General features: G+C 70.9%; 35 protein-coding genes. 27 read left to right on the forward strand and 8 right to left on the reverse strand.

The window, feature by feature from the left end:
- Positions 1–861, reverse strand: coding sequence for a DICT sensory domain-containing protein (locus IRQ30_RS13820; protein ID WP_193613503.1), 861 nt, complete (start codon positions 859–861; stop codon positions 1–3).
- A 55-nt stretch (positions 862–916) separates the two neighbouring features.
- Between IRQ30_RS13820 and IRQ30_RS13825 the strand changes: the two genes are divergently transcribed.
- The 3 genes from IRQ30_RS13825 to IRQ30_RS13835 are packed head-to-tail and all read left to right on the forward strand — an operon-like array spanning position 917 to position 2,453.
- Positions 917–1,147, forward strand: a complete 231-nt coding sequence (locus IRQ30_RS13825) for a hypothetical protein (protein ID WP_193609657.1) — start codon at positions 917–919, stop codon at positions 1,145–1,147.
- A 2-nt stretch (positions 1,148–1,149) separates the two neighbouring features.
- A complete protein-coding gene (locus IRQ30_RS13830; RefSeq protein ID WP_193613505.1) occupies positions 1,150–2,016 on the forward strand; it encodes an FHA domain-containing protein in 867 nt (288 codons plus the stop codon).
- Positions 2,013–2,453, forward strand: a complete 441-nt coding sequence (locus tag IRQ30_RS13835) for a hypothetical protein (RefSeq protein WP_193613507.1) — start codon at positions 2,013–2,015, stop codon at positions 2,451–2,453. The genes IRQ30_RS13830 and IRQ30_RS13835 overlap by 4 nt, the downstream gene beginning before the upstream one ends.
- A gap of 7 nt (positions 2,454–2,460) precedes the next feature.
- Here IRQ30_RS13835 and IRQ30_RS13840 read toward each other — a convergent pair whose 3' ends face one another.
- From IRQ30_RS13840 to IRQ30_RS13870, 7 genes are read right to left on the reverse strand one after another with little or no spacing between them, the layout of a single operon-like run.
- The gene (locus IRQ30_RS13840; protein ID WP_193609654.1) at positions 2,461–3,753 is read right to left on the reverse strand and encodes a DUF58 domain-containing protein; all 1,293 of its coding nucleotides are present in this window, start codon (positions 3,751–3,753) and stop codon (positions 2,461–2,463) included.
- 21 nt (positions 3,754–3,774) lie between these two features.
- Positions 3,775–4,746, reverse strand: a complete 972-nt coding sequence (locus IRQ30_RS13845; RefSeq protein ID WP_193609653.1) for an AAA family ATPase — start codon at positions 4,744–4,746, stop codon at positions 3,775–3,777.
- The gene (locus IRQ30_RS13850; protein WP_193613508.1) at positions 4,743–5,900 is read right to left on the reverse strand and encodes a DUF4350 domain-containing protein; all 1,158 of its coding nucleotides are present in this window, start codon (positions 5,898–5,900) and stop codon (positions 4,743–4,745) included. Before IRQ30_RS13850 ends, IRQ30_RS13845 begins: the two co-directional genes overlap by 4 nt.
- The gene (locus IRQ30_RS24220; RefSeq protein ID WP_193613510.1) at positions 5,897–6,538 is read right to left on the reverse strand and encodes a DUF4129 domain-containing protein; all 642 of its coding nucleotides are present in this window, start codon (positions 6,536–6,538) and stop codon (positions 5,897–5,899) included. Before IRQ30_RS24220 ends, IRQ30_RS13850 begins: the two co-directional genes overlap by 4 nt.
- Positions 6,535–7,602 carry a hypothetical protein gene (locus IRQ30_RS13860; RefSeq protein ID WP_193613512.1) on the reverse strand — a complete coding sequence of 356 codons (1,068 nt, stop codon included), beginning with the start codon at positions 7,600–7,602 and terminating at the stop codon, positions 6,535–6,537. Before IRQ30_RS13860 ends, IRQ30_RS24220 begins: the two co-directional genes overlap by 4 nt.
- A gap of 57 nt (positions 7,603–7,659) precedes the next feature.
- Entirely contained in the window at positions 7,660–8,160 is a 501-nt protein-coding gene (locus tag IRQ30_RS13865; protein ID WP_193613514.1) for a carboxymuconolactone decarboxylase family protein, read from the reverse strand.
- Complete coding sequence (locus tag IRQ30_RS13870) at positions 8,157–9,320, reverse strand: NAD(P)H-dependent amine dehydrogenase family protein (protein WP_193613515.1); 1,164 nt, start codon at positions 9,318–9,320, stop codon at positions 8,157–8,159. Before IRQ30_RS13870 ends, IRQ30_RS13865 begins: the two co-directional genes overlap by 4 nt.
- A gap of 464 nt (positions 9,321–9,784) precedes the next feature.
- Between IRQ30_RS13870 and rpsJ the strand changes: the two genes are divergently transcribed.
- The 24 genes from rpsJ to map all read left to right on the forward strand — a co-directional run bounded on the left by rpsJ (position 9,785) and on the right by map (position 22,532).
- On the forward strand, positions 9,785–10,093 hold the full coding sequence (gene rpsJ, locus IRQ30_RS13875; RefSeq protein ID WP_008360994.1) for a 30S ribosomal protein S10: 309 nt from the start codon (positions 9,785–9,787) through the stop codon (positions 10,091–10,093).
- 10 nt (positions 10,094–10,103) lie between these two features.
- The gene (rplC, locus tag IRQ30_RS13880; protein ID WP_193609647.1) at positions 10,104–10,763 is read left to right on the forward strand and encodes a 50S ribosomal protein L3; all 660 of its coding nucleotides are present in this window, start codon (positions 10,104–10,106) and stop codon (positions 10,761–10,763) included.
- Position 10,764: 1 nt separating this feature from the next.
- Positions 10,765–11,511, forward strand: a complete 747-nt coding sequence (rplD, locus tag IRQ30_RS13885; protein ID WP_193609646.1) for a 50S ribosomal protein L4 — start codon at positions 10,765–10,767, stop codon at positions 11,509–11,511.
- Entirely contained in the window at positions 11,508–11,813 is a 306-nt protein-coding gene (gene rplW, locus IRQ30_RS13890; RefSeq protein ID WP_134738154.1) for a 50S ribosomal protein L23, read from the forward strand. The genes rplD and rplW overlap by 4 nt, the downstream gene beginning before the upstream one ends.
- A 25-nt stretch (positions 11,814–11,838) precedes the next feature.
- Complete coding sequence (gene rplB / locus IRQ30_RS13895) at positions 11,839–12,675, forward strand: 50S ribosomal protein L2 (protein WP_193609645.1); 837 nt, start codon at positions 11,839–11,841, stop codon at positions 12,673–12,675.
- Between the two features lie 5 nt (positions 12,676–12,680).
- A complete protein-coding gene (gene rpsS, locus IRQ30_RS13900) occupies positions 12,681–12,962 on the forward strand; it encodes a 30S ribosomal protein S19 (RefSeq protein WP_028644799.1) in 282 nt (93 codons plus the stop codon).
- On the forward strand, positions 12,959–13,405 hold the full coding sequence (gene rplV / locus IRQ30_RS13905) for a 50S ribosomal protein L22 (protein ID WP_193613517.1): 447 nt from the start codon (positions 12,959–12,961) through the stop codon (positions 13,403–13,405). Before rpsS ends, rplV begins: the two co-directional genes overlap by 4 nt.
- Positions 13,405–14,247, forward strand: coding sequence for a 30S ribosomal protein S3 (rpsC, locus tag IRQ30_RS13910; RefSeq protein WP_193609643.1), 843 nt, complete (start codon positions 13,405–13,407; stop codon positions 14,245–14,247). Before rplV ends, rpsC begins: the two co-directional genes overlap by 1 nt.
- Positions 14,248–14,249: 2 nt before the next feature.
- Entirely contained in the window at positions 14,250–14,669 is a 420-nt protein-coding gene (rplP, locus tag IRQ30_RS13915; protein ID WP_091025719.1) for a 50S ribosomal protein L16, read from the forward strand.
- Entirely contained in the window at positions 14,669–14,917 is a 249-nt protein-coding gene (gene rpmC / locus IRQ30_RS13920) for a 50S ribosomal protein L29 (protein ID WP_193609642.1), read from the forward strand. The genes rplP and rpmC overlap by 1 nt, the downstream gene beginning before the upstream one ends.
- Positions 14,914–15,204 carry a 30S ribosomal protein S17 gene (gene rpsQ / locus IRQ30_RS13925; protein WP_193609641.1) on the forward strand — a complete coding sequence of 97 codons (291 nt, stop codon included), beginning with the start codon at positions 14,914–14,916 and terminating at the stop codon, positions 15,202–15,204. The genes rpmC and rpsQ overlap by 4 nt, the downstream gene beginning before the upstream one ends.
- An 85-nt stretch (positions 15,205–15,289) precedes the next feature.
- The gene (gene rplN / locus IRQ30_RS13930; protein WP_134738160.1) at positions 15,290–15,658 is read left to right on the forward strand and encodes a 50S ribosomal protein L14; all 369 of its coding nucleotides are present in this window, start codon (positions 15,290–15,292) and stop codon (positions 15,656–15,658) included.
- Positions 15,658–16,029 carry a 50S ribosomal protein L24 gene (gene rplX, locus IRQ30_RS13935; RefSeq protein ID WP_209021735.1) on the forward strand — a complete coding sequence of 124 codons (372 nt, stop codon included), beginning with the start codon at positions 15,658–15,660 and terminating at the stop codon, positions 16,027–16,029. Before rplN ends, rplX begins: the two co-directional genes overlap by 1 nt.
- Complete coding sequence (rplE, locus tag IRQ30_RS13940) at positions 16,029–16,607, forward strand: 50S ribosomal protein L5 (RefSeq protein WP_193609640.1); 579 nt, start codon at positions 16,029–16,031, stop codon at positions 16,605–16,607. The genes rplX and rplE overlap by 1 nt, the downstream gene beginning before the upstream one ends.
- A 1-nt stretch (position 16,608) precedes the next feature.
- A complete protein-coding gene (locus IRQ30_RS13945) occupies positions 16,609–16,794 on the forward strand; it encodes a type Z 30S ribosomal protein S14 (RefSeq protein WP_011757321.1) in 186 nt (61 codons plus the stop codon).
- Between the two features lie 73 nt (positions 16,795–16,867).
- Entirely contained in the window at positions 16,868–17,275 is a 408-nt protein-coding gene (rpsH, locus tag IRQ30_RS13950; protein WP_091025724.1) for a 30S ribosomal protein S8, read from the forward strand.
- A gap of 28 nt (positions 17,276–17,303) precedes the next feature.
- Positions 17,304–17,843: a 50S ribosomal protein L6 gene (rplF, locus tag IRQ30_RS13955; protein WP_193609639.1), complete on the forward strand. Its 540-nt coding sequence runs from the start codon at positions 17,304–17,306 to the stop codon at positions 17,841–17,843.
- Position 17,844: 1 nt separating this feature from the next.
- Positions 17,845–18,228 carry a 50S ribosomal protein L18 gene (rplR, locus tag IRQ30_RS13960; RefSeq protein WP_193609638.1) on the forward strand — a complete coding sequence of 128 codons (384 nt, stop codon included), beginning with the start codon at positions 17,845–17,847 and terminating at the stop codon, positions 18,226–18,228.
- Between the two features lie 34 nt (positions 18,229–18,262).
- Complete coding sequence (gene rpsE / locus IRQ30_RS13965; RefSeq protein WP_134738164.1) at positions 18,263–18,901, forward strand: 30S ribosomal protein S5; 639 nt, start codon at positions 18,263–18,265, stop codon at positions 18,899–18,901.
- Positions 18,901–19,092 carry a 50S ribosomal protein L30 gene (rpmD, locus tag IRQ30_RS13970; RefSeq protein WP_134738165.1) on the forward strand — a complete coding sequence of 64 codons (192 nt, stop codon included), beginning with the start codon at positions 18,901–18,903 and terminating at the stop codon, positions 19,090–19,092. The genes rpsE and rpmD overlap by 1 nt, the downstream gene beginning before the upstream one ends.
- 4 nt (positions 19,093–19,096) lie before the next feature.
- Complete coding sequence (gene rplO / locus IRQ30_RS13975) at positions 19,097–19,537, forward strand: 50S ribosomal protein L15 (RefSeq protein WP_193609637.1); 441 nt, start codon at positions 19,097–19,099, stop codon at positions 19,535–19,537.
- Between the two features lie 192 nt (positions 19,538–19,729).
- Positions 19,730–21,028: a preprotein translocase subunit SecY gene (gene secY / locus IRQ30_RS13980; protein ID WP_193609636.1), complete on the forward strand. Its 1,299-nt coding sequence runs from the start codon at positions 19,730–19,732 to the stop codon at positions 21,026–21,028.
- 102 nt (positions 21,029–21,130) lie between these two features.
- The gene (locus tag IRQ30_RS13985) at positions 21,131–21,706 is read left to right on the forward strand and encodes an adenylate kinase (protein WP_193613519.1); all 576 of its coding nucleotides are present in this window, start codon (positions 21,131–21,133) and stop codon (positions 21,704–21,706) included.
- 13 nt (positions 21,707–21,719) lie between these two features.
- Positions 21,720–22,532, forward strand: a complete 813-nt coding sequence (gene map, locus IRQ30_RS13990) for a type I methionyl aminopeptidase (RefSeq protein ID WP_227467593.1) — start codon at positions 21,720–21,722, stop codon at positions 22,530–22,532.
- The last annotated feature ends 284 nt before the right edge of the window (positions 22,533–22,816 follow it).

Genomic DNA, 22,816 nt, shown 5'->3' on the forward strand with positions numbered 1-22,816 from the left:
TCAGCGACCGAAGCGGTCGACGTAGGTCACGACGCGGTTGAACATCGCGGTGACCGAGGCGAGGTCGGTCGCCGCGTCCGTCGGGTCCTCGGCGAGCTCGTAGAGGACCGGGGCGGCCTCGGTGACGCCGGCCGCGCTGGCCACCTGGGCGCAGGCGCGCGCCGCGTGGCGCACGGCCAGCGGCTCGACGGTCCAGACGGCCTCGAAGAGCCGGTCCCGGTCGCGCACCTGCGACTGGCCGGGCAGCTCCCAGGCGGTCAGGGCGGCGGGCAGCTCGGGGGAGTCGCACACCACGGTCCACTCGCGCCGCATCGGCGCGTCCTCCGGCAGGTGCACGCGCACCGGCCCCGGTCGCGGGGCGACGTCGTCGAACGCCGCCAGCACGAACGCCGAGCCGGCCACGCGCGCGAGCTCGACCCAGCGCTCCTCGGCGGGGAGGTAGGTGGCCTCGTCCTGGAAGCTCCCGAACAGGTGGGGCCGCGTGGCTCGCGCCGCGAACTCGTCCTCGATCGCCCAGGACAGCGCCAGCAGCGTCGACTTGCGCAGGCGGTTGGAGGCGAGGTGCGGGTGGTGGCGCCGCAGCTCGGCGTAGACCGACGGCGCCGGCGGCTCGGCCTGGGTGAGGGCGCGGGCGGTGGCCTGCGCGATGGCGACGTCCAGGCGGACGCCGGAGTCGCGACGCCGTACGACGTCGCGCACGGTCGCGACGTCGGTTTCGGCGTAGCGCCGGTGGCCGCTGGCGAGCCGTGCGGGAGTCGGGAAGCCGTGGCGCTGCTCCCACATGCGCAGCGTCGCCGCGCTGAGGCCGGTCTGGTCCGCGAGGGCGCCGATCGTGAGGCCGGGGCTTGACAAGGTGTTCATGATGGTAGCATAGAACCTCAACACCGTGTTGAGGAAGGGTTGAGCGGAGACAATCATGGAGACGCACGAGAACACCGACGAGGTCGTGGACTGGACCGACCTGGGCCAGCGCATGTGGAGCTTCCTCACCGGCCGCGAGGCGGCGATCCACTACCGCTTCGAGGGCATGGAGGTCGAGGTGCCCCGCGACACCGGCGCCCAGGCGCCCCGGGCCACCTGGCGCCTCAACGGCACGCTGACGGTCACGACCAGCGAGCACGGCGCCCCCGCCGTCGCTCGGCCCTGACCATGGCCGTCCTGCTCGAGGCCGACCTCGAGGTCACGCTCGACCGTCCCGGCGAGCCGCCGGTGCACGGCCGGCTCCGCGGCAGCGGGAGCCGGCTGACCCTCGAGCTGGACGACCCGGGTGTCTTCGCGGGCACCGCCGACGCCGCAGCGGTGCGCGGCGTCGCCGAGACGCTGGCCGCCCAGGGGATCGTGCTCAGCGTGGAGCGCGACGGTGAGCGCCTGGTGCTCCTCGGCGCGGTGTCCGCGCCGTGGTGGCAGCGGCGGCTGACCGGGACCCGTCGGATCCGTCTGGGCAGCCTGCGCGGCGCCTGGACGTCGGCCCGCTCGCGCAGCCGCAGCACCCCCTCGGTCCTGCCGGGCGCCGGGCTCACGCCCCCGGGGACCCTGTGGCCGCTGGTGCCCACGCTGCGCCGACGGCCGCGACGGGTGACGACGACCCACGACCCCGCCCGCGGTGGCGACCCGCGCCTGGTGCTCACCCGCGAGACCGCGCTGCCCGGGGAGACCCGGTCGGTGTTCCGACTGGTCGACGGCATGACCCTGGGCTCGGACCCGGCGTGCTCGGTCGTGCTCGCGGGGCTCGAGCCCCTCCACGCCCGGATCCGCCACGACGAGCGCGACGAGTGGGTCGTCGACGCGATCGCCGGGATGACGCGCGTGCACGGCGCGGTGGTCGACTCCCAGATCCTCCGCACGGGTGCCCGGGTCGACCTCGGCCCCCACCGGCTGGCCTACGTCCGCGAGGAGTACGCCGACCACGGCCGGCCGTTCGGCGGGCGGATCGGCGGCGAGGCCGGCCGTCAGCTGCCGCAGCCGCCGCGCACCGTGGTCCAGCGTGACGCCACCCCGCAGGAGGAACGGTCGTGAGGATCCGCACTGCCGGCGCCGTCGTCGATGCGCTCCTGGAGGACCTGGCTCACGCCCTCAGAAGGCCCGGCGCGCCACGCCCGTGCTGGCGTCTCCTCGAGAGCGGGCGCGGTCTCGTCGTCGAGCTCGACGACCCCGGGACCCTCGCCGCCTTCGACGACGCCCCTGCGCTGCGGGAGCTCGCGGAGTCCCTGGCGGCTTGTGGCCTGGTGGTCGACGTCGTCGCGCGTGGTCGGCTCCTGGCCACGCTCGGGGCGGTCTCCGCTCCCTGGTGGCAGCGTCGCATCACCGGCACCCGGCGGATCCGGGTGGCGGACCTCCGCTCGGCCTGGCGGGAGCCCGCTCCCGCCGCCGTCCCGCAGGCAGCCGCAGCGGCCGCCACGGTGGTGGTCCTGCCCCTGCCTCCGGAGCCGCCGCCCCTCGGCCTCGTGTCCTGACGCGTCCCTACAGCAGGCCCTGCGCCTTCAGGTGCAGGTAGTGGTCGGCGAGGGCCGGTGGTAGCCGGTCGGCGTCGGCGTCGATGACGTCGACGCCGAGGGTCCGCAGCAGGTCCGCCGTACGCCGACGACGGCCGAGGACCTGCTCGGCAGCGGCCGCGTCGTAGACGTCGTCGATGCTCGCGCGTGCCGCGGCCAGCCGGTCGAGGGCGGGGTCGCGCACCGACGCGAGCACCACCCGGTGGTGGCGGGTCAGCGCCGGCAGCACGGCGAGGAGCCCTTCCTCGATGGCCGAGGGCTCGAGCGGGGTCAGCAGCACGACGAGTGCGCGCTGGCGGCCCATGCCCTGCACGGCCCCGACCAGCGCGTTCCAGTCGGCCTCCGCGATCACCGGCTCCAGGTCGGCCATCGTCTCCTGCAGGCGGGCGGCGACGTCGAGCGACCCGGCCGAGCGCAGGCGGGAACGCACCCGTCGGTCGCCGGCCACGAAGTCGATCCGGTCGCCCGCGCGCGCGGCCAGGGCGGCGAGCAGCAGCGAGGCGTCCATGGCGGAGTCGAGCCGCGGCACGTCCTCCACCCGGCCGGCCGACGTGCGGGAGGTGTCCAGCACCAGGACGACGCGGCGGTCGCGCTCGGGCTGCCAGGTGCGCACCACGACGTTGCGGTTGCGCGCGGAGGCGCGCCAGTCGATGGAGCGGACGTCATCTCCTCGGACGTACTCGCGCAGGGAGTCGAACTCCGTGCCCTGACCGCGCACGCGCACGGCGGAGCGGCCGTCGAGGTCACGCAGCCGCGCGAGCCGGGAGGGCAGGTGCTTGCGCGACTCGAACGGCGGCAGGCTGCGCACGGTGCCCTCGACGCCGACCGTGCGCTGCCGGGCGGCGAGGCCCAGCGGGCCGGTGATGCGCACGGTCACGCCGGTCGCGCGCAGGTCGCCGCGCCGGCGCGGCCGCAACGGCGTGCTGAGCAGGGCGCGGTCCCCGGGGCCGAGCGCGAGCCGGTGACGGTTGCCGACGGCGCCGGCGCTGGGCTGCCAGGCGTCGCGCACCAGCGCACGCACCCGTCGGGTCGACCCGTTGGTGGCCACCAGCACCGTCTCGGTGGGGTGGCCCATCCGCACCGCACCGGTCGGCCGTCGGGCCCACGCGAGCGTCGAGGTGCGCGGTGCCAGCAGCCAGTCGGCCGTCACCAGGAGCAGCACGAGGAGCAGCCAGAGGAAGACCGTCGAGACGCTCGGCCGCAGCACCACCGCGACCATGCCCAGCAGCAGGAGCAGCGGGGTCCGGCCGGAGATCGCCATCAGCGGCTCACCGTCGACACGTCATCGGGGGACCGGCACCGAGCCGAGCGCCGAGGCCAGGACCTGGCCGACGTCCACTCCCTCCAGCTCGGCCTCGGGGCGCAGCCCCAGCCGGTGGACGAGGGTGGCGTGCGCGAGGGACTTCACGTCGTCGGGGGTGACGAAGTCGCGTCCGACGAGCCACGCCCAGGCGCGGGCGGCGCGCAGCAGCGCCGTCGCGCCCCGGGGGCTGACGCCCAGGCTGAGCGACGGCGACTCCCGGGTGGCGCGGGCGATGTCGACGATGTAGCCGGCGACCTCGGGAGAGACCTGCACCGTGCGGACGGCGGCCTGCCCGGCTGCGATGTCCTCGGCGCCGGCGACCGCGGTGACCCCGGCGCCGGCGACGTCGCGCGGGTCGAAGCCGGCGGCGTGGCGCCGCAGGATCTCCAGCTCCTGCTCGCGCTGGGGGATCGGCAGCACGACCTTGATCAGGAAGCGGTCGAGCTGGGCCTCGGGAAGCGGGTAGGTGCCCTCGTACTCCACCGGGTTCTGGGTCGCGGCGACCAGGAACGGCCGCGGCAGCGCGTGCGAGACGCCGTCGACGGACACCTGTCCCTCCTCCATGGCCTCGAGCAGCGCCGACTGGGTCTTGGGCGGGGTGCGGTTGATCTCGTCGGCGAGCAGGAGGTTGGTGAAGACCGGGCCCTCGCGGAAGCTCAGCTGCCCCTGGTGGCTGTCGATGACCATCGAGCCGGTGATGTCGCCCGGCATCAGGTCGGGGGTGAACTGCACCCGCCGGGTGTCGACCGACAGCGCCGCCGCCAGGGTTCGGACCAGCAGGGTCTTGGCCGTGCCCGGCACGCCCTCCATCAGGACGTGCCCGCCGCACAGCAGCGCGACGAGCAGGCCGGACACGGCGGCGTCCTGGCCGACGACCGCCTTGGCGACCTCGGTGCGTACGGCGGCGAGCCGCTCGCGGGCCACCTCGTCCTGGACGGTGCTCTGGGTCATGTGCGGCGTACCTCTCGGTCGAGCTCGGCCAGCTGGGTGGCCAGAGCGATCAGGGCTGCGTCGGTGGCAGGGGTGGGGGCGTGGGGGCCGAGGAGGCCGTCGATCTCGGCCTCGGGTCGGCCGACGTGCTGGGCGACGTGGCGCACCAGCGCGTGCGGATCGGTGACCGTGCCGAGGTGCAGGCGCTCCGCGGCCCGGTCCCGGGCGGCACGTCGCAGGGCCTGCGCGGCGTGCTCGCGGTCGCCCGCGCGGCGGTAGAGGCGGCCGCGGCTCAGGGTGGTCTCGATGGCCTTGACCACGACCGGCAGCGGCTCCGTCGCCAGCGCGCCGAGCCGCCTCCCGCGCCACAGCGCGACACCGGCGAGCGTCAGCGCGAGCAGCCAGATGCCCGGACGGATCCAGTCGGGGGCGAGGCTCTCGAGGCTGACCCCGTCGTCGGCGACGAGGTCGTCGACCTGCGCGACGTACCAGACCAGCCGGCGGTCCTGGCCGAGCAGGCGCAGGGCCAGGGCGGCGTTGTCGGCGCGCAGCACCTGGTCGTTGGTCAGGGCCTCCCCGGCGCCGAACAGGCTCACGTCGCCGCGCTCGACCAGCACGGCGCCGCCGTCGTCGCCCCCGAAGCAGCCGGTGCCGGGGTAGGACAGGGCGGTGTCGACCTCGAGCGTCAGGTCCGCGAAGAGCGGGTCCTCGCAGTCGGCGTCGCGACCGTCGCCCAGGAGGTCCGGCACGGCGTCGCCGTCCATGCCGACCTCGTCGGCCACGGTCGGCCCCGGCTCGACGAGGACGATCCGGGCTCCCGCGGCGTGGTCGAGGAGCCGCTCGACGGTGCTGGCGCCGAGCGCGTCGGTGGAGGTGACCAGCACGGTCGTACCGGGGCCGGCGTCGGTCCGCTCGAGCTCGGCCGCTCCCCGCGCCACCGTCACGTCGACGCCCTCGTCGTCGAGCACCCGGGCCAGGGCTCGGGACCCCTCGGGGGCGGGGTTGGCCGGGTCGAGCGGGGTCGACGTGCTCTGCTCGCCGCCGCTCCAGACGACCACGAGCACGGCGGCGACCAGGCCGAGCACGATCAGCAGCGTGAAGCGGTGCCGCCGCAGCCTGCCGCCACCCTCGGTGCCCGGCACGGCCCGGGCCGGCGCGGCCGTCCCGGTGCTCATCGCGCGCCCGCCAGCTCGTCGTCGAGCGCCAGCACGCCCATGGCCTGCTCGCGGGTGGCCGGGCGGTCGCCGTAGAGGACGGAGTCGAACAGCCGGGCGCTGGCGTCCACGCGCGTGCGCCGCTCCGGCTGCGCCGCGCCGAGGGCGAGCGCGACCTCGTGGGCCGTGGCGCCCGGCGCGTCGTCGAGGCGCCCGCGCTCGACCTGGCGCAGGGCGAGCGCCCGGAAGGCGTCGACGACCGCGTCCTCGTAGCGCTCCTCCTCGAGCGCGGTCCGGGCGCGGGCGCGCAGCTCCGCGGAGGTGACGTCCTCGCCGGTCAGGAGCGGCTGCTCCTCGTCGGTGGCGCGTGCGGTGCGCCGGATGCGGGAGAGGAGGAACGCCAGGCCGCCCACCAGCAGCACCACGACGACCATCACCGCGAAGGTCTGCAGCCCCGGGGCGCCGCCGGCGCTCTGGGTCCCGCCGTCGACCTGGCGCGCGATCCAGTCGAGCACGCGCCGCACGACGTCCTGGTCGTGGTAGTCCGGCGCGAGGAGCTCGCGCCGCAGCAGCGAGCGCGCCTCGTCGGGCGTCGGGTCCAGGGGCGGGTCCGGGAGCCGGCCGGCCAGCGCCGGAGCGAGCGCGTCGAGGCGGGTCACCGGCCGAGGACCCCGGCGCGCGCCATGAGCTCGACGTCGTAGCCCTCCTTGCGCATGCGCAGGTCGACGTACTGCAGGGAGACGACGGCGGCCGTGAACGGACCGGCGAACGCCGCCGCGGCCACCGTCGCGAGCGCCTGGCTGACGACCAGCACCAGCGCGGAGTGGGCCGGGTCGACGACGTCGCTGAGCAGCAGGCCCGCCACGCTGAACGGCACGGCGAGCATCTGTGCGGCGACGACCGTGATCAGCAGCGTGAGCAGCGCGATGCCGAGCGTGCGCCAGGTCTGCCGCGCCGACAGGCGGTAGCCGCGGCCGATGGCGCGGAGCATCCCGACCTGCTCGAGCACGAGCACGGGTGCGGGGAGGTAGAGGAGCCGGATCCACACCCAGCCCATCAGGGCCAGGAACGCCGGCACCGACACGAACCCGAAGAGGAGCGGCAGCACCGCCCCGTCGGTGAGCTCCACCACCAGGACCCAGGCGACGACGTAGCCGACGATGATCGCGAGGAAGGACACCAGCACCAGGAGGGAGAGCCCGACCAGCCGCCAGCGCCGACCACGGGTGGCCGCCCAGGTGGCCGCGAGCGTGGTGCGTCGGCCGATCGCGGCCTGGGAGACCACGTGGGCCACGCAGGCCGTCACGAACACGAGCGACACCTGCAGCATCAGCGCGCTGGTCAGCGTGCTCCAGGAGCTCACGGTGTCCCCGACGCCCTCGCTGCTCTCGTCGATGGTCAGTCCCAGCGTGAAGGTGAGCACCGCGGTGACGAGCACCGGCACCGCCATGGTGAGGGCCGCGACCAGGACGGCCACCCCGACGGTGGCCTGGGGGTTGAACCGGATGACCCGGAACGACGCGTCGTAGAGGTCGCCGAGCCCGAGCGGCCGCAACGGGATGACCCCCGGCTTGTGGGCCGCCCCGAGCATGCCGACGGGCGGGGTCCAGGGCCGCTGCCGGTCGGACGTCGTGCTGGACGGCGGCGCCCAGCCGGGCGGGGGAGGCGTCGCGGGCTCACCGACCGGCGCACCCGGCGGCGGAAAGTGCTCGTAGCCCGACATCGCTCCCCCTCGTCGCGCTCATCCTGTCAGGTGACGGGCGGGGGCCGACCGCGCGGCTCAGGCCTCCGCGCGCCTCGTCGCGTGCTCGGGGAGCACGCAGGCCACGTCCAGGCCCAGCACGCGGTTGAGGCGCCCGAAGGCGATCCACGAGCCCAGGCACATCGACAGCTCCACGATCTCGCGGTCGGAGTAGGCGGCCTTCATCCGCGTCCAGAAGCCGTCGTCGAGCCCGTGATGGTCCAGGGAGTACCGCTCGGCGTACTCCGCGGCCAGGCGGGTGCGCTCGTCGAAGTCGCCGGTGGTGCGCCACTGCGTCACCGCCTCGGCGAAGCCGTCCTCGACCTTGACGCCGTCCTTCTCCGTGCGCCAGTCCTGGCAGAACAGGCAGCCGTTGATCTGCGCGACCCGCAGCCGGGCGGCCTCGAACTCGCGCAGCCCGAGCGTGCCGTCGGCGTAGACGCTGGTGGCGAAGCGGGAGGCGGCCGGGCCGATGCCCGGCACCATCTCACCCCACACGTAGAGGATCGGGTCCTTGCCCTCGGGGACGTCGATGATCATGCGCGTTCTCCTGTCGTTGCGGTGTCGGTGCCCGTCGCGGGACGAGCCCGGCCCAGACGGCCGGAGGCGGGGGAGAGGGGGACCTCGAGGCCGTCGTAGAGACCTGGCTCCGCACCCCGCAGCCACGGGATCGCGTTGACGAGCCGGTTGGCGGCCGTCGCGTTGCCTCCGGCCGCGCGGTTGCCGCCCTCGTCGGTCGCCTCGAGGCTGAGCTCGATGCGGGGGCGGCCCTCGATCACGACGCGGTGCGCTCCGTCGCCGCCGTCGGCCGGCAGCGGCCAGTCGGGGGCGACGTCGCGGGTGATCCGGGTGACGTGCTCGACGACGATGACCGGCTCGCCGTCGACGATCCCCTGGACCTCGAAGCGCAGCGCGCCCTGCGAGCCGGCCGGGAACAGCCCCATGGTGTTGGTGACGTCGTGCTCCAGCGGTCGCCGCTCGAGGGTCTCGCGGAGGTCGTCGAGCTCCACGCCCAGCGCTCGGGCGATCAGCCGCACCTGACCGCCCCACACCATGGTGGGCACGCCCGGCGCCACCATGGGCGGCTCGTAGCCCATCGGCTCGCCCATGCCGACCAGCAGCCGCACCGAGTCCGGGGCGTCGTAGGTGGAGTAGTCGAAGATCTCCTGGCAGCGGACCTGGTCGACGGTGCCCGCCAGCGCGGTCGCCAGCACCGGGAGCAGGTCGTTGCCCCAGCCGGGGTCGATGCCGCTCACGAACAGGGCCGCACCGCCGTCCCGGGCAGCCTGGAGCAGCGGGTCGCGCAGCTCGGTGGGCGCGCTGCGGTGGTCGTAGAGGGCATAGATGGACGGCGTGACCACGACGGCGCCCGCGCGCAGCGCCGCCGCCACGTCGGCGGCGGCCGCGTCGGGCCGGACGTCCCCGGAGGCCATGTAGGCCACGGCGGCCGCGCCGGCGAGGGCGACGTCGGCGTCGTCCGTGGCCGGTACACCGAGCGCTCGCCCGAGGCCGGCCAGCTCACCCGCGTCCCGGCCCACCTTGGCGGGGTCGGCCACCACGACCGCGGAGAGCCGCAGCCCGGGGTGGGCGTCCACCGCGCGGATGGCCGCCCGGCCCATGTTGCCGGTGCCCCACACGACCACGGGCAGCCGGCTGACCGGCGCCCCCGCGTCGAAGTAGAACGTGTTCTCGTTCGTCATGCGGGCGAGGCTAGCGCGGCCCGCGGGGTGGGGATAGCCCCGAGCGCGGGGTCGCGCACCCGGCCCGTGGATGACACGATGACGGGGGACTGCCGGCAGGTCCGCCACCACCGTCGATCGGATTTGGCGCAGTGGGAGAGATCTGCCAAGATAGTCCGGTTGCTCCGGCGGGTCGCCGGGGTGCGGCACATCTTGACTACTGAATCGCGTCTCCCAGCTCCTCGCGGAGCGATGTTTCGGTAGCAGGCCTGCGTCAGCACCGCATCTGGAGACCCGATCAGCCCGACGAACCGTCGGGCGTCACCAACACCGAAGATCGATCCTGGTCCCGTGTTGCGAGGAAATCTCGCGACACGCCCGACCGCGGGGGTCGGACACGGGGGTGGCGAGCACAGGGCGGGACGGATTCGACCTGAAGACGTTCCGGACAGCGACGTGGACCAGTAGAAGGTAGAGAGAGACCTATGGCGGGACAGAAGATCCGCATCAGGCTCAAGGCCTATGACCACGAGGTGATCGACACCTCGGCGCGCAAGATCGTGGACACCGTCACCCGCACGGGTGCCAAGGTCGCCGGCCCCGTGCCGCTGCCGACCGAGAAGAACGTCTACTGCGTGATTCGCTCGCCGCACAAGTACAAGGACTCCCGCGAGCACTTCGAGATGCGCACGCACAAGCGCCTCATCGACATCATCGACCCCACGCCCAAGACCGTCGACTCCCTGATGCGACTCGACCTCCCGGCCGGTGTCGACATCGAGATCAAGCTCTGAGGTCCAAGCCATGACTGTTGAGAAGAACGTGAAGGGGCTGCTGGGCACCAAGCTCGGCATGACCCAGCTCTGGGACGAGAACAACCGCATCGTCCCCGTCACCGTGATCGCCGCGTCGACCAACGTGATCACCCAGGTCCGCCACCCCGAGACGGACGGCTACAACGCCATCCAGGTCGGGTTCGGCGAGATCGAGGGTCGCAAGGTCAACAAGCCGCAGGCCGGACACTTCGCCAAGGCCGGCACCACGCCGCGCCGCCACGTGGTCGAGATCCGCACCTCCGACGCCGCGTCCTACACCGTCGGCCAGGAGCTCCCGGTCGACACCTTCGCCGCGGGCGACGTCATCGACGTCACCGGCACGAGCAAGGGCAAGGGCTTCGCCGGTGTCATGAAGCTGCACGGCTTCCACGGCGTCGGCGCCTCCCACGGTGCCCACCGCAACCACCGCAAGCCCGGTTCGATCGGCGCCTGCGCCACGCCGGGCCGCGTGTTCAAGGGCACTCGCATGGCCGGCCGCATGGGTAGCGACACCGTCACCACCCAGAACGTCACCGTGCACGCCGTCGACGCCGACAAGGGCCTGATCCTCCTCAAGGGTGCCGTCCCCGGCCCCAAGGGTGGGGTCATCGTCCTGCGCTCGGCTGCGAAGAAGAGCCAGGAGGCCTGAGATGGCGACCGAGGAGAGCACCACCGAGAAGGCCGCGAGCAAGAAGGCGGCCCCGAGCAAGAAGGCCGCCAGCAAGAAGGCGGCCCCGAGCAAGAAGGCCGACGCCGGCAAGGCCACGACCGTCCAGGTCGACCTTCCCGCCGAGATCTTCGACGCCAAGGTCAACATCCCGCTGATCCACCAGGTCGTGGTGGCGCAGCAGGCCGCCGCCCGCCAGGGCACGCACTCGACCAAGCGTCGGGGCGAGGTCCGCGGTGGCGGTCGCAAGCCCTACAAGCAGAAGGGCACCGGCCGCGCCCGCCAGGGCTCGACCCGCGCGCCGCAGTTCGCCGGCGGTGGCGTCGTCCACGGCCCCAAGCCGCGTGACTACGACCAGCGCACCCCCAAGAAGATGAAGGCCGCCGCCCTGCGCGGTGCCCTCTCCGACCGGGCCCACCACGAGCGCATCCACGTCGTGGAGTCGCTGGTCTCGGGCGAGGTCCCCTCGACCCGTGCCGCGATCGCCGCGCTGGCCTCGCTCACGTCGCGCACCCGCGTGCTCGTCGTGCTCGAGCGCAACGACAGCCTCACCTGGCTCTCGCTGCGCAACGCGCCGTCGGTGCACATCGTGGCCGTCGACCAGCTCAACACCTACGACGTGCTGGCCTCCGACGACGTGGTCTTCACCAAGGGCGCCTACGACGCGCTGGTGAACGGCACCGCCGCGGCGACCGAGTCGGACGCGAACGCCGAGGAGGGCGACAAGTGAGCACGCTGCACAAGGACCACCGCGACGTCCTGATCGCGCCCGTGGTGTCCGAGAAGAGCTACAGCCTTCTCGACGCCAACAAGTACACGTTCCTGGTCCGCCCGGACTCGAACAAGACCGAGATCAAGATCGCGGTCGAGAAGATCTTCGGCGTCAAGGTCACGTCGGTCAACACGATCAACCGTGTCGGCAAGACCCGTCGCACGCGCAACGGTCTGGGCAAGCGCAAGGACACCAAGCGCGCCATCGTCAGCCTCGCCGAGGGCCACCGCATCGACATCTTCGGGGGACCGGTCTCCTGACCGGCTTCCCTGACTAGGAACTGATATGGCTATCCGCAAGTACAAGCCGACCACGCCGGGCCGTCGCGGCTCGTCCGTCGCCGACTTCGCCGAGGTCACCCGGACCACGCCGGAGAAGTCGCTGACCCGTCCGCTGCCCAAGAAGGGCGGCCGCAACAACCAGGGCCGGATCACCACCCGGCACCAGGGTGGCGGTCACAAGCGGGCCTACCGGATCATCGACTTCCGTCGCTACGACAAGGACGGCGTGCCGGCCAAGGTCGCTCACATCGAGTACGACCCCAACCGCACCGCTCGCATCGCGCTGCTGCACTACGCGGACGGCGAGAAGCGCTACATCGTCGCGCCGAAGGACCTGAGCCAGGGCACGATGATCGAGTCCGGCGTCGGCGCCGACATCAAGCCCGGCAACAACCTGCCGCTGCGCAACATCCCGGTCGGTACGACCATCCACGCCGTGGAGCTGCGTCCCGGCGGCGGGGCCAAGATCGCCCGCTCCGCCGGCAACAGCGCCCAGCTGGTCGCCCGTGAGGGAAGCCGCGCCACGCTCCGCATGCCCTCGGGCGAGATGCGGTTCGTCGACGTGCGCTGCCGCGCCACGGTCGGCGAGGTCGGCAACGCCGAGCAGTCCAACATCAACTGGGGCAAGGCCGGCCGCATGCGCTGGAAGGGCAAGCGCCCGACCGTCCGAGGTGTCGTCATGAACCCGGTCGACCACCCCCACGGTGGTGGCGAGGGCAAGACCTCGGGTGGACGTCACCCGGTGTCCCCCTGGGGCAAGCCCGAGGGCCGTACGCGCAAGCGCAAGGCCAGCGACTCCCAGATCATTCGTCGCCGCAAGTCCGGCAAGGGTAGGAAGTAACTGACATGCCTCGTAGCCTGAAGAAGGGCCCCTTCATCGACGACCACCTTCAGAAGAAGGTGGACGCCGAGAACGCCAAGGGCAGCCACAACGTCATCAAGACCTGGTCGCGCCGGTCGATGATCATCCCCGACATGATCGGCCACACCATCGCGGTGCACGACGGGCGCAAGCACGTCCCGGTGTTCGTCACCGACGCCATGGTCGGCCACAAGCTGGGCGAGTTCGCCCCGACCCGCACCTACCGCGGGCACGTCAAGGACGACCGGAAGGGACGCCGCCGATGAGCACCACCGAACGCCACCGCACCAGCGCGCGGCGCGAGTCGCTGATCGGCGACCAGCCCGGAGCCTTCGCGAGCGCCCGCTTCGTGCGGATCACGCCCATGAAGGCCCGCCGCGTCGTCGACATGGTCCGCGGCATGCCCGTCGACCAGGCGCTCTCCCTGCTGCAGTTCGCTCCGCAGGCCGCGTCCGAGACGGTCTACAAGGTGCTCGAGAGCGCCGTCGCCAACGCCGGCACCACCGAGGGCCTGGACACCGGAGACCTCATCGTCTCCGTCGCCCAGGTCGACGAGGGTCCGACGATGAAGCGCTGGCGTCCCCGCGCCCAGGGCCGTGCGACGCGGATCAACAAGCGCACCAGCCACATCACCCTGGCGGTCCAGCCCGCCGGCGTGGTCGCGGCCGCCAAGGACAAGCGGACCCTCAAGAACGGAAAGAGTGCCTGATGGGCCAGAAAATCAACCCGAACGGCTTCCGGCTCGGTATCTCCACGGACCACAAGTCCCGGTGGTACGCCGACAAGCTCTACAAGGCCTACGTCGGCGAGGACGTCGCCATCCGCAAGCTGCTCTCCAAGGGCATGGAGCGGGCCGGCATCTCCAAGGTCGAGATCGAGCGCACCCGTGACCGGGTCCGCGTGGACATCCACACCGCCCGCCCCGGGATCGTCATCGGTCGCCGCGGCGCCGAGGCCGACCGCATCCGCGGCGAGCTCGAGAAGCTCACCGGCAAGCAGGTCCAGCTGAACATCCTCGAGGTCAAGAACCCCGAGGTCGACGCCCAGCTGGTCGCCCAGGGTGTGGCCGAGCAGCTGTCCGGTCGCGTGCAGTTCCGTCGCGCCATGAAGAAGGCCATGCAGACCTCGATGCGCTCCGGTGCCAAGGGCATCCGCATCCAGTGCTCGGGCCGCCTCAACGGCGCCGAGATGTCGCGCACGGAGTTCTACCGCGAGGGTCGCGTCCCGCTGCACACGCTGCGTGCCGACATCGACTACGGCTTCTACGAGGCCAAGACCACCTTCGGCCGCATCGGCGTGAAGGTCTGGATCTACAAGGGCGAGGTCGCCGGCACCCGTGCCGAGCGCCAGGCCCAGGCCGCCGCCCGCGCCGGGGTCCCCGGTCGCGGTGGCAGCGCCGGTCGTCCCACTCGCGGTGGCGAGCGCCCGAGCCGTGGCTCGCGCCCGACCCGCAACGACCGTGAGTCCGCGCCGGCTGCGACCGAGGCTCCGGCCGAGGCCGTCGCCGCCGCTCCCGCCGAGGGCGCTGCCGCGTCCGGAACGGAGTCCTGACCATGTTGATGCCGCGTCGTGTCAAGCACCGCAAGCAGCACCACCCCAACCGTCGGGGTGCGGCCAAGGGCGGGACCAAGCTCGCGTTCGGCGAGTTCGGGATCCAGGCGATCGAGGGTCACTACGTGACCAACCGACAGATCGAGTCGGCCCGTATCGCGATGACCCGTCACATCAAGCGAGGCGGAAAGGTGTGGATCAACATCTACCCCGACCGCCCGCTGACCAAGAAGCCTGCCGAGACCCGCATGGGCTCCGGCAAGGGTTCCCCGGAGTGGTGGATCGCCAACGTGAAGCCCGGCCGTGTCATGTTCGAACTTTCCGGCGTCGACGAGACGACCGCACGCGAGGCCATGCGCCGCGCGATGCACAAGCTTCCGATGAAGTGCCGGTTCATCTCGCGAGAGGCGGGTGAATTCTGATGGCTCAGGGACTCAAGGCCCACGAGCTCGACGAGCTCAACGCGGTCGACCTCGAGGCGAGGCTCCGCGAGTGCAAGGAAGAGCTGTTCAACCTGCGCTTCCAGGCGGCCACCGGCCAGCTGGAGAGCCACGGTCGGCTCAACACGGTCAAGAAGGACATCGCCCGGATCTACACCGTGGTGCGTGAGCGCGAGCTCGGCATCCGGTCGGCCCCGGGCAACGACGACAAGGAAGAGGCGAGCGCATGAGCGAGCAGCCCACCAGCGCCGAGACGCCCACGGCTGAGCGCAACGCCCGCAAGGTCCGCGAGGGCCTGGTCGTCAGCGACAAGATGGACAAGACCGTGGTCGTGTCCGTCGAGGACCGCGTCAAGCACGCCCTCTACGGCAAGGTCCTGCGCCGCACGAGCAAGCTCAAGGCGCACGACGAGGCCAACGAGTGCGGCATCGGCGACCGCGTCCTCCTCATGGAGACGCGTCCGCTGTCGGCCACCAAGCGCTGGCGCGTCGTCCAGATCCTCGAGAAGGCCAAGTAACCCCCGGGCCACCGCCCGCAACTGACAACCGTTCGGCAAGGCTCGCCGCCCAGGCGACGAGAACCAGCTCGACAAGGAGAGACTGATGATCCAGCAGGAGTCGCGACTCAAGGTCGCCGACAACACCGGTGCGAAGGAGATCCTCTGCATCCGTGTTCTCGGAGGCTCTGGTCGACGCTACGCCGGTATCGGCGACGTCATCGTCGCCACCGTGAAGGACGCGATCCCCGGGGGCAACGTGAAGAAGGGTGACGTCGTGAAGGCGGTCATCGTTCGCACCGTCAAGGAGCGCCGCCGCCCGGACGGTTCCTACATCCGCTTCGACGAGAACGCCGCCGTGATCCTCAAGACGGACGGCGAGCCGCGAGGCACCCGCATCTTCGGCCCCGTGGGCCGCGAGCTGCGCGACAAGAAGTTCATGAAGATCATCTCGCTGGCGCCGGAGGTGCTCTGATGGCCAAGGACAAGCACACCGTGAACCTGAAGAAGGGTGACACCGTCAAGGTGATCGCCGGCAAGGACAAGGGCGCCGAAGGCAAGATCATCAAGGTGCTCCGCGAGGAGCAGCGGGTGATCGTCGAGGGTGTCAACCGGATCAAGAAGCACACCAAGGTCGTCAACCAGGGCGGTCGCGCCGGCACCACCGGCGGGATCATCACGACCGAGGCCCCGATCCACGTCTCCAACGTCATGCTCGTCGAGGGCGACGGCGTGACCCGGATCGGCTTCCGCCGTGACGAGGTCACCAAGCGCCGTCCCGACGGCTCGACGTACCCCTCGACGCGCAGCGTCCGCATCTCGCGCAAGACCGGCAAGGAAATCTGATGAGCACCGAGACCCCCGAGGCGACCGAGAAGGTCACGCCCCGTCTCAAGACCCGCTACCGCGAGGAGATCCTCCCCTCGCTGCAGTCGGAGTTCGAGATCAAGAACGTCATGAAGGTGCCCGGCCTGACCAAGATCGTGGTCAACATGGGTGTCGGCGAGGCCGCTCGCGACTCGAAGCTGATCGAGGGCGCCATCAAGGACCTCACCGCCATCACGGGCCAGAAGCCGCTCGTGACCAAGGCGCGCAAGTCCATCGCGCAGTTCAAGCTCCGCGAGGGCATGCCGATCGGTGCGCACACCACGCTGCGCGGCGACCGGATGTGGGAGTTCCTGGACCGTCTGCTGTCGCTGGCGCTCCCGCGCATCCGTGACTTCCGCGGCCTGTCGCCCAAGCAGTTCGACGGCAAGGGCAACTACACGTTCGGCCTGACCGAGCAGGTCATGTTCCACGAGATCGACCAGGACAAGGTCGACCGTCAGCGGGGCATGGACATCACGATCGTCACCACCGCCACCAACGACGAGGAGGGCCGCGCGCTGCTCAAGCAGCTCGGCTTCCCCTTCAAGGAGAACTGACATGGCAAAGACCGCGCTCAAGGTCAAGGCCGCCCGCAAGCCGAAGTTCGCGGTCCGGGGCTACACCCGGTGCCAGCGCTGCGGCCGCCCCAAGGCCGTGTACAGGAAGTTCGGCCTGTGCCGGATCTGCCTGCGCGAGATGGCGCACCGCGGCGAGCTGCCCGGCGTCACCAAGTCCTCCTGGTAACACCACCCACAACCGCTGAAGGTCCCACCGAAGATGTCGGTGGGAAACCACAGGAAGAAAGGGCCATCCGGCCATGACGATGACTGACCCGATCGCAGACATGCTGACTCGTCTGCGCAACGCCAACCAGGCGTACCACGACGCGGTGACCATGCCCTACAGCAAGCTCAAGCAGGGCGTCGCCGAGATCCTCAAGCAGGAGGGCTACATCACGTCGTTCGACGTGAAGGAGCCCGCCGAGGGCGAGGTCGGCCGCACGCTGACCATCACCCTCAAGTACGGCCGCAACCGCGAGCGCTCGATCGCCGGCGTCCGACGCATCAGCAAGCCCGGTCTCCGGGTCTACGCCAAGCACACGGGTCTCCCGAAGGTGCTCGGCGGCCTGGGCGTCGCGATCATCTCGACGAGCCAGGGACTGCTGACCGACCGCCAGGCCAACCAGAAGGGCGTAGGTGGGGAAGTCCTCGCCTACGTCTGGTAACGACGAGACCGAGAAGGAGAACACCAGCATGTCGCGCATTGGCAAGCTCCCCATCCCGGTCCCGTCCGGCGTGGACGTGGCCATCGACGACTCCCGGGTGACCGTCAAGGGGCCGAAGGGCACCCTGTCGCACACCGTCGCCGCTCCGATCACGGTCGAGCGCAACGACGGCGTCCTGGACGTCAAGCGCCCCGACGACGAGCGCGAGAGCCGTGCCCTGCACGGCCTCACGCGCACCCTGATCAGCAACATGGTCCAGGGCGTCACCGAGGGGTACGAGAAGAAGCTCGAGATCGTGGGCGTGGGTTACCGCGTCCTGTCGAAGGGCCCCACCCAGCTCGAGTTCCAGCTCGGCTACTCGCACGTGATCGTGTTCGACGCCCCCGAGGGCATCACGTTCAACGTCGAGAGCCAGACCAAGCTGGGCGTGGCCGGGATCGACAAGCAGCTCGTCGGAGAGGTCGCGGCCAACATCCGCAAGCTCCGCAAGCCCGAGCCCTACAAGGGCAAGGGCGTTCGTTACGCCGGCGAGCAGATCCGCCGCAAGGTCGGAAAGGCTGGTAAGTGACATGGCGATCTCGCTGAAGCAGAACAAGCACACCGCCACGCGCACGAAGTCGCGTCTGCGTCGTCAGGTCCGGGGGCGCAAGCGCATCTCCGGCACCGCCGAGCGGCCGCGCCTGGTCGTCACGCGCTCGACCAAGCACATCACCGTGCAGGTCGTCGACGACCTGGTCGGCAAGACCCTGGCCTACGCCTCCACCATGGAGGGCGACCTGCGCTCCTTCGAGGGCGACAAGACCGCCAAGGCGAAGAAGGTCGGCGAGCTCGTCGCCGAGCGCGCCAAGGCTGCCGGTGTCGACGGCGTGGTCTTCGACCGCGCCGGGAACAAGTACCACGGTCGCATCGCGGCCCTTGCCGACGGTGCTCGCGCTGGGGGCTTGACCTTCTGATGGCCAGCTACAAGCAAGAGAAGAGGAACCACTCATGAGCGGAGCCCAGCGCGGACAGCGCAGTGGCGAGCGCCAGTCTGGTGGCCGTGGTGGACGCGACGGAGGTCGCGGCCAGGGCGCCGACAAGAACACCTACATCGAGCGCGTCGTCGCGATCAACCGCGTCGCCAAGGTCGTGAAGGGTGGTCGTCGCTTCAGCTTCACCGCCCTCGTGATCGTCGGTGACGGCGACGGCATGGTCGGCGTCGGCTACGGCAAGGCCAAGGAGGTCCCCGCGGCGATCGCGAAGGGTGTCGAGGAGGCCAAGAAGGCCTTCTTCCGCGTCCCTCGCATCCAGGGCACCATCCCGCACCCGGTCCAGGGCGAGAAGGCGGCCGGTGTGGTCTTCCTGCGCCCCGCCGCTCCCGGTACCGGCGTCATCGCCGGTGGTCCGGTGCGTGCGGTGCTCGAGTGCGCCGGCATCCACGACGTCCTCAGCAAGTCGCTCGGCTCGTCGAACCAGATCAACATCGTCCACGCGACGGTGGAGGCTCTGCGGATGCTCGAGGAGCCCGAGGCTGTGGCTGCTCGTCGTGGCCTGCGCGTCGAGGACGTCGCTCCGGCGGCCCTCCTGCGGGCGAAGGCGGCCGGCATCGCCGAGGCTGCCGACGTCGCTGCTGCGGGGAGGTCCTGATGGCCCAGCTCAAGGTCCAGCAGAAGAAGTCGACGATCGGCTGCAACGCCAACCAGCGTGAGACCGTGCGCTCGCTCGGTCTGAAGCGGATCGGCGACGTCGTCATCAAGGAGGACCGCCCGGAGATCCGGGGCATGGTCCACACCGTCCGTCACCTGGTGACGGTCGAGACAATCGACGGAGGCGAGTGATCACATGACGCTCAAGCTTCATCACCTGCGCCCTGCCCCCGGCGCCAAGAAGGCCAAGACCCGCGTGGGTCGTGGTGAGGGCTCGAAGGGCAAGACGTCGGGCCGTGGCACCAAGGGCACCAAGGCCCGCTACCAGGTCCCGGCCGCCTTCGAGGGTGGCCAGATGCCGATCCACATGCGGCTCCCCAAGCTGAAGGGGTTCAAGAACCCGTTCAAGGTGGAGTTCCAGGTCGTCAACCTCGACCGCATCAACGAGCTGTTCCCCGAGGGTGGCACCGTCACCGTCGACCAGCTCGTCGACCGCGGCGCGGTCCGCAAGGGCCAGCCCGTCAAGGTCCTCGGACAGGGCGACATCTCGGTCAAGGTCCAGGTGAGCGCCAACGCGTTCTCCTCCTCGGCCAAGGACAAGATCGAGGCCGCGGGCGGCACCGCCACCCTGGTCTGACCAGCAACACACCGTGACACGCAGGGGCACCGCCCTCCACTCCTCCCGGAGTCGGGGTGGTGCCCCTCGTGCACGAGCAGGACGCACCAGGGTGCCTGTTAGGCTTCCACGGGCCCTGGACCAGCTCACAGGTCACGCCGGTCGAGGCGACAGACACTGGGGCCCGCCACCAGCTTGGAGAAAGAGGATGTCGTGCTCAGCGCGTTCGTGAACGCTTTCCGAACCCCCGACCTGCGGCGCAAGCTGCTGTTCGTCCTGCTGGTCATCGTGATCTTCCGGGCCGGTTCGCAGATCCCCGCCCCCGGTGTCGACTTCGGCAACGTCCAGGACTGTCTCGGCAACAAGGAGAACAGTGAGGGCGTCTACAACCTCATCAACCTGTTCTCCGGCGGCGCCCTGCTCCAGCTGACGATCTTCGCGCTGGGGATCATGCCGTACATCACCGCCAGCATCATTCTCCAGCTGCTCGTCGTGGTCATCCCGCGGCTCGAGGCGCTGAAGAAGGAGGGCCAGTCGGGGCAGACCAAGATCACGCAGTACACCCGCTACCTCACCCTCGGGCTCGCGCTCCTCCAGGCCACCGGCATCGTGGCCCTGGCCCGGTCCGGCAACCTGTTGCAGGGCTGCACCGAGCCGCTGCTGCACAACGACAACACCCAGACCTTCCTGGTGATGGTCATGACCATGACCGCCGGCACCGCCGTCATCATGTGGCTCGGCGAGCTCATCACCGACCGCGGCGTCGGCAACGGCATGTCGATCCTGATCTTCTGCCAGGTCGTCGCGACCTTCCCGAGCGCCCTGTGGGCCGTGCAGGTCAGCCAGGGCTGGTGGATCTTCTCCATCGTCATCGCGGTCGGCCTCGTGGTCGTCGCGGCGGTCATCTTCATCGAGCAGGCGCAGCGCCGCATCCCGGTGCAGTACGCCCGGCGCATGGTGGGCCGCAAGATGTTCGGCGGCAGCTCGACGTACATCCCGCTCAAGGTCAACCAGGCCGGCATCATCCCGGTCATCTTCGCCTCGTCGCTGCTCTACCTCCCGGCCATGGCCGTGCAGTTCAACCAGGAGAGCCAGTCCGGCTGGGTGAAGTTCATCAGCAAGTACCTCGTCACCGGCGGTCACCCGCTCTACATGGCGACGTTCTTCGCGCTCATCGTCTTCTTCACCTACTTCTACGTGTCGATCACCTTCAACCCGACCGAGGTGGCCGACAACATGAAGAAGTACGGCGGCTTCATCCCGGGCATCCGTGCCGGGAAGCCGACCGAGGACTACCTGTCCTACGTCCTGGCCCGCATCACCCTGCCGGGCGCCCTCTACCTGGGGCTCATCTCGCTGATCCCGCTGATCGCACTGGTGCTCATCGACGCCAACCAGAACTTCCCGTTCGGTGGCACGTCGATCCTGATCATGGTGGGCGTCGCGCTCGACACCGTGAAGCAGATCGAGAGCCAGCTGCAGCAGCGCAACTACGAGGGCTTCCTCCGCTAGGGGACGGGGTCGGCGCGCTCCTGCGCCGACGCCACCGCGCACCTGCCGGTCCCGGCATGCGAAAATGCACGGACCAGGTCACGACAAGGAGATCCGTCGGCTATGCGACTCATCATCATGGGCCCCCCCGGGGCGGGGAAGGGCACGCAGGCGAAGTTCGTCGCGGACCACTTCAAGATCCCTGCGATCTCCACGGGCGACATCTTCCGCGCCAACGTCACCCAGGGCACCGCGCTCGGTGTGAAGGCCAAGCAGTACATGGACGCGGGCGACTACGTGCCCGACGAGGTCACGAACCTGATGGTGCGTGACCGCATCGACCAGCCCGACGCCGAGTCCGGCTTCCTCCTCGACGGCTACCCGCGCACGCTCGCGCAGGTCGAGGAGCTCGACGGGATGATCAGCTTCACCGGCCACAAGCTGGACGCCGTCCTGGTGCTCACCGTCGACCAGGACGAGATCGTCCAGCGGCTGCTGCAGCGGGCCGAGCTGGAGGGGCGTGCGGACGACACCGAGGACGTCATCCGCAAGCGCCAGGAGCTCTACGTCGAGCAGACCGAGCCCCTGATCGAGGTCTACCGCGAGCGCGGCATCCTGATCGAGCTCGACGGCATGGGCGAGGTCGACGAGGTCACCCAGCGCATCTTCGACGCGCTGGACGTCTGGCCGCAGAGCTGACCTGACGGTGGGACTGCTCGGCCGAGGCATCGAGATCAAGTCGCCGGACCAGATCGACGTCATGCGGCGCGCCGGCCTGGTGGTGGGTCGCACCCTGGAGCTGATGCGCGCCAGCGTGCGCGCCGGCATCAGCACCGCCGAGCTCGACGCCATCGCCGAGGACCACATCCGGTCCTCGGGCGCCGTGCCGTCGTTCCAGGGCTACCAGGGCTTCCCGGCCAGCATCTGCGCCTCCGTCAACGACGAGGTCGTGCACGGCATCCCGGGCTCCCGGGTGCTCGCCGACGGCGACCTGGTCTCCATCGACTGCGGCGCGATCGTGGACGGCTGGCACGGGGACGCGGCGGTCACCGTGGCCGTGGGGGCCGTGCCCGACGACCTGACGCGGCTCTCCCGGGTGACCGAGGAGGCCATGTGGCGCGGCATCGCCGCCGCCCGGCTGGGCGGACGCGTCACCGACATCTCCCACGCCGTCGAGCAGCACGTCCGGTCCGAGGGGAGCTTCGGCATCGTCGAGGACTACACCGGTCACGGCATCGGCAGCCAGATGCACCAGCCGCCCGACGTGCCCAACTACGGGCGCGCCGGTCGTGGCGCCAAGCTGGTCGAGGGGCTGGCGCTGGCCGTGGAGCCGATGGTCACGCTCGGCACCAAGGACACCGCGCTGCTCGACGACGACTGGACGGTCGTGACCGCCGACGGCTCGAGGGCCGCGCACTTCGAGCACACCTTCACCCTCACCGACCGCGGCACCTGGGTCCTCACCGCGCTCGACGGCGGCGAGGAGATGCTGCGCCAGCTCGGCGTGCCGTTCGGCGGACGCTGAGGCGAGGGCCGGCGGGTGAGTTTCACCGGGTACCCGGTGAAACTCATGCTTCCGGCATGAAGCTTCGTGCGGGAAGCATGAGTTTCGTACGGGTGGTGGGGCTCGTGAGGTCGTGGTGACGGTGGGTGTCCTGGCCGGGCCTAGCGGCGCGGCTGTTCGTGGAGTTTCACCGGGTACCCGGTGAAACTCACGCTTCCGGCACGAAACTCCGCCGGGGCAGCGTGAGTTTCTCGCGGGCGCTGGGACTGGTGTGAACGCCGGGCGGCGACCTGCGTGCGCGAAGG

This window comes from Nocardioides lijunqiniae (genome assembly GCF_015024225.1).
Taxonomy (GTDB): domain Bacteria; phylum Actinomycetota; class Actinomycetes; order Propionibacteriales; family Nocardioidaceae; genus Nocardioides; species Nocardioides lijunqiniae.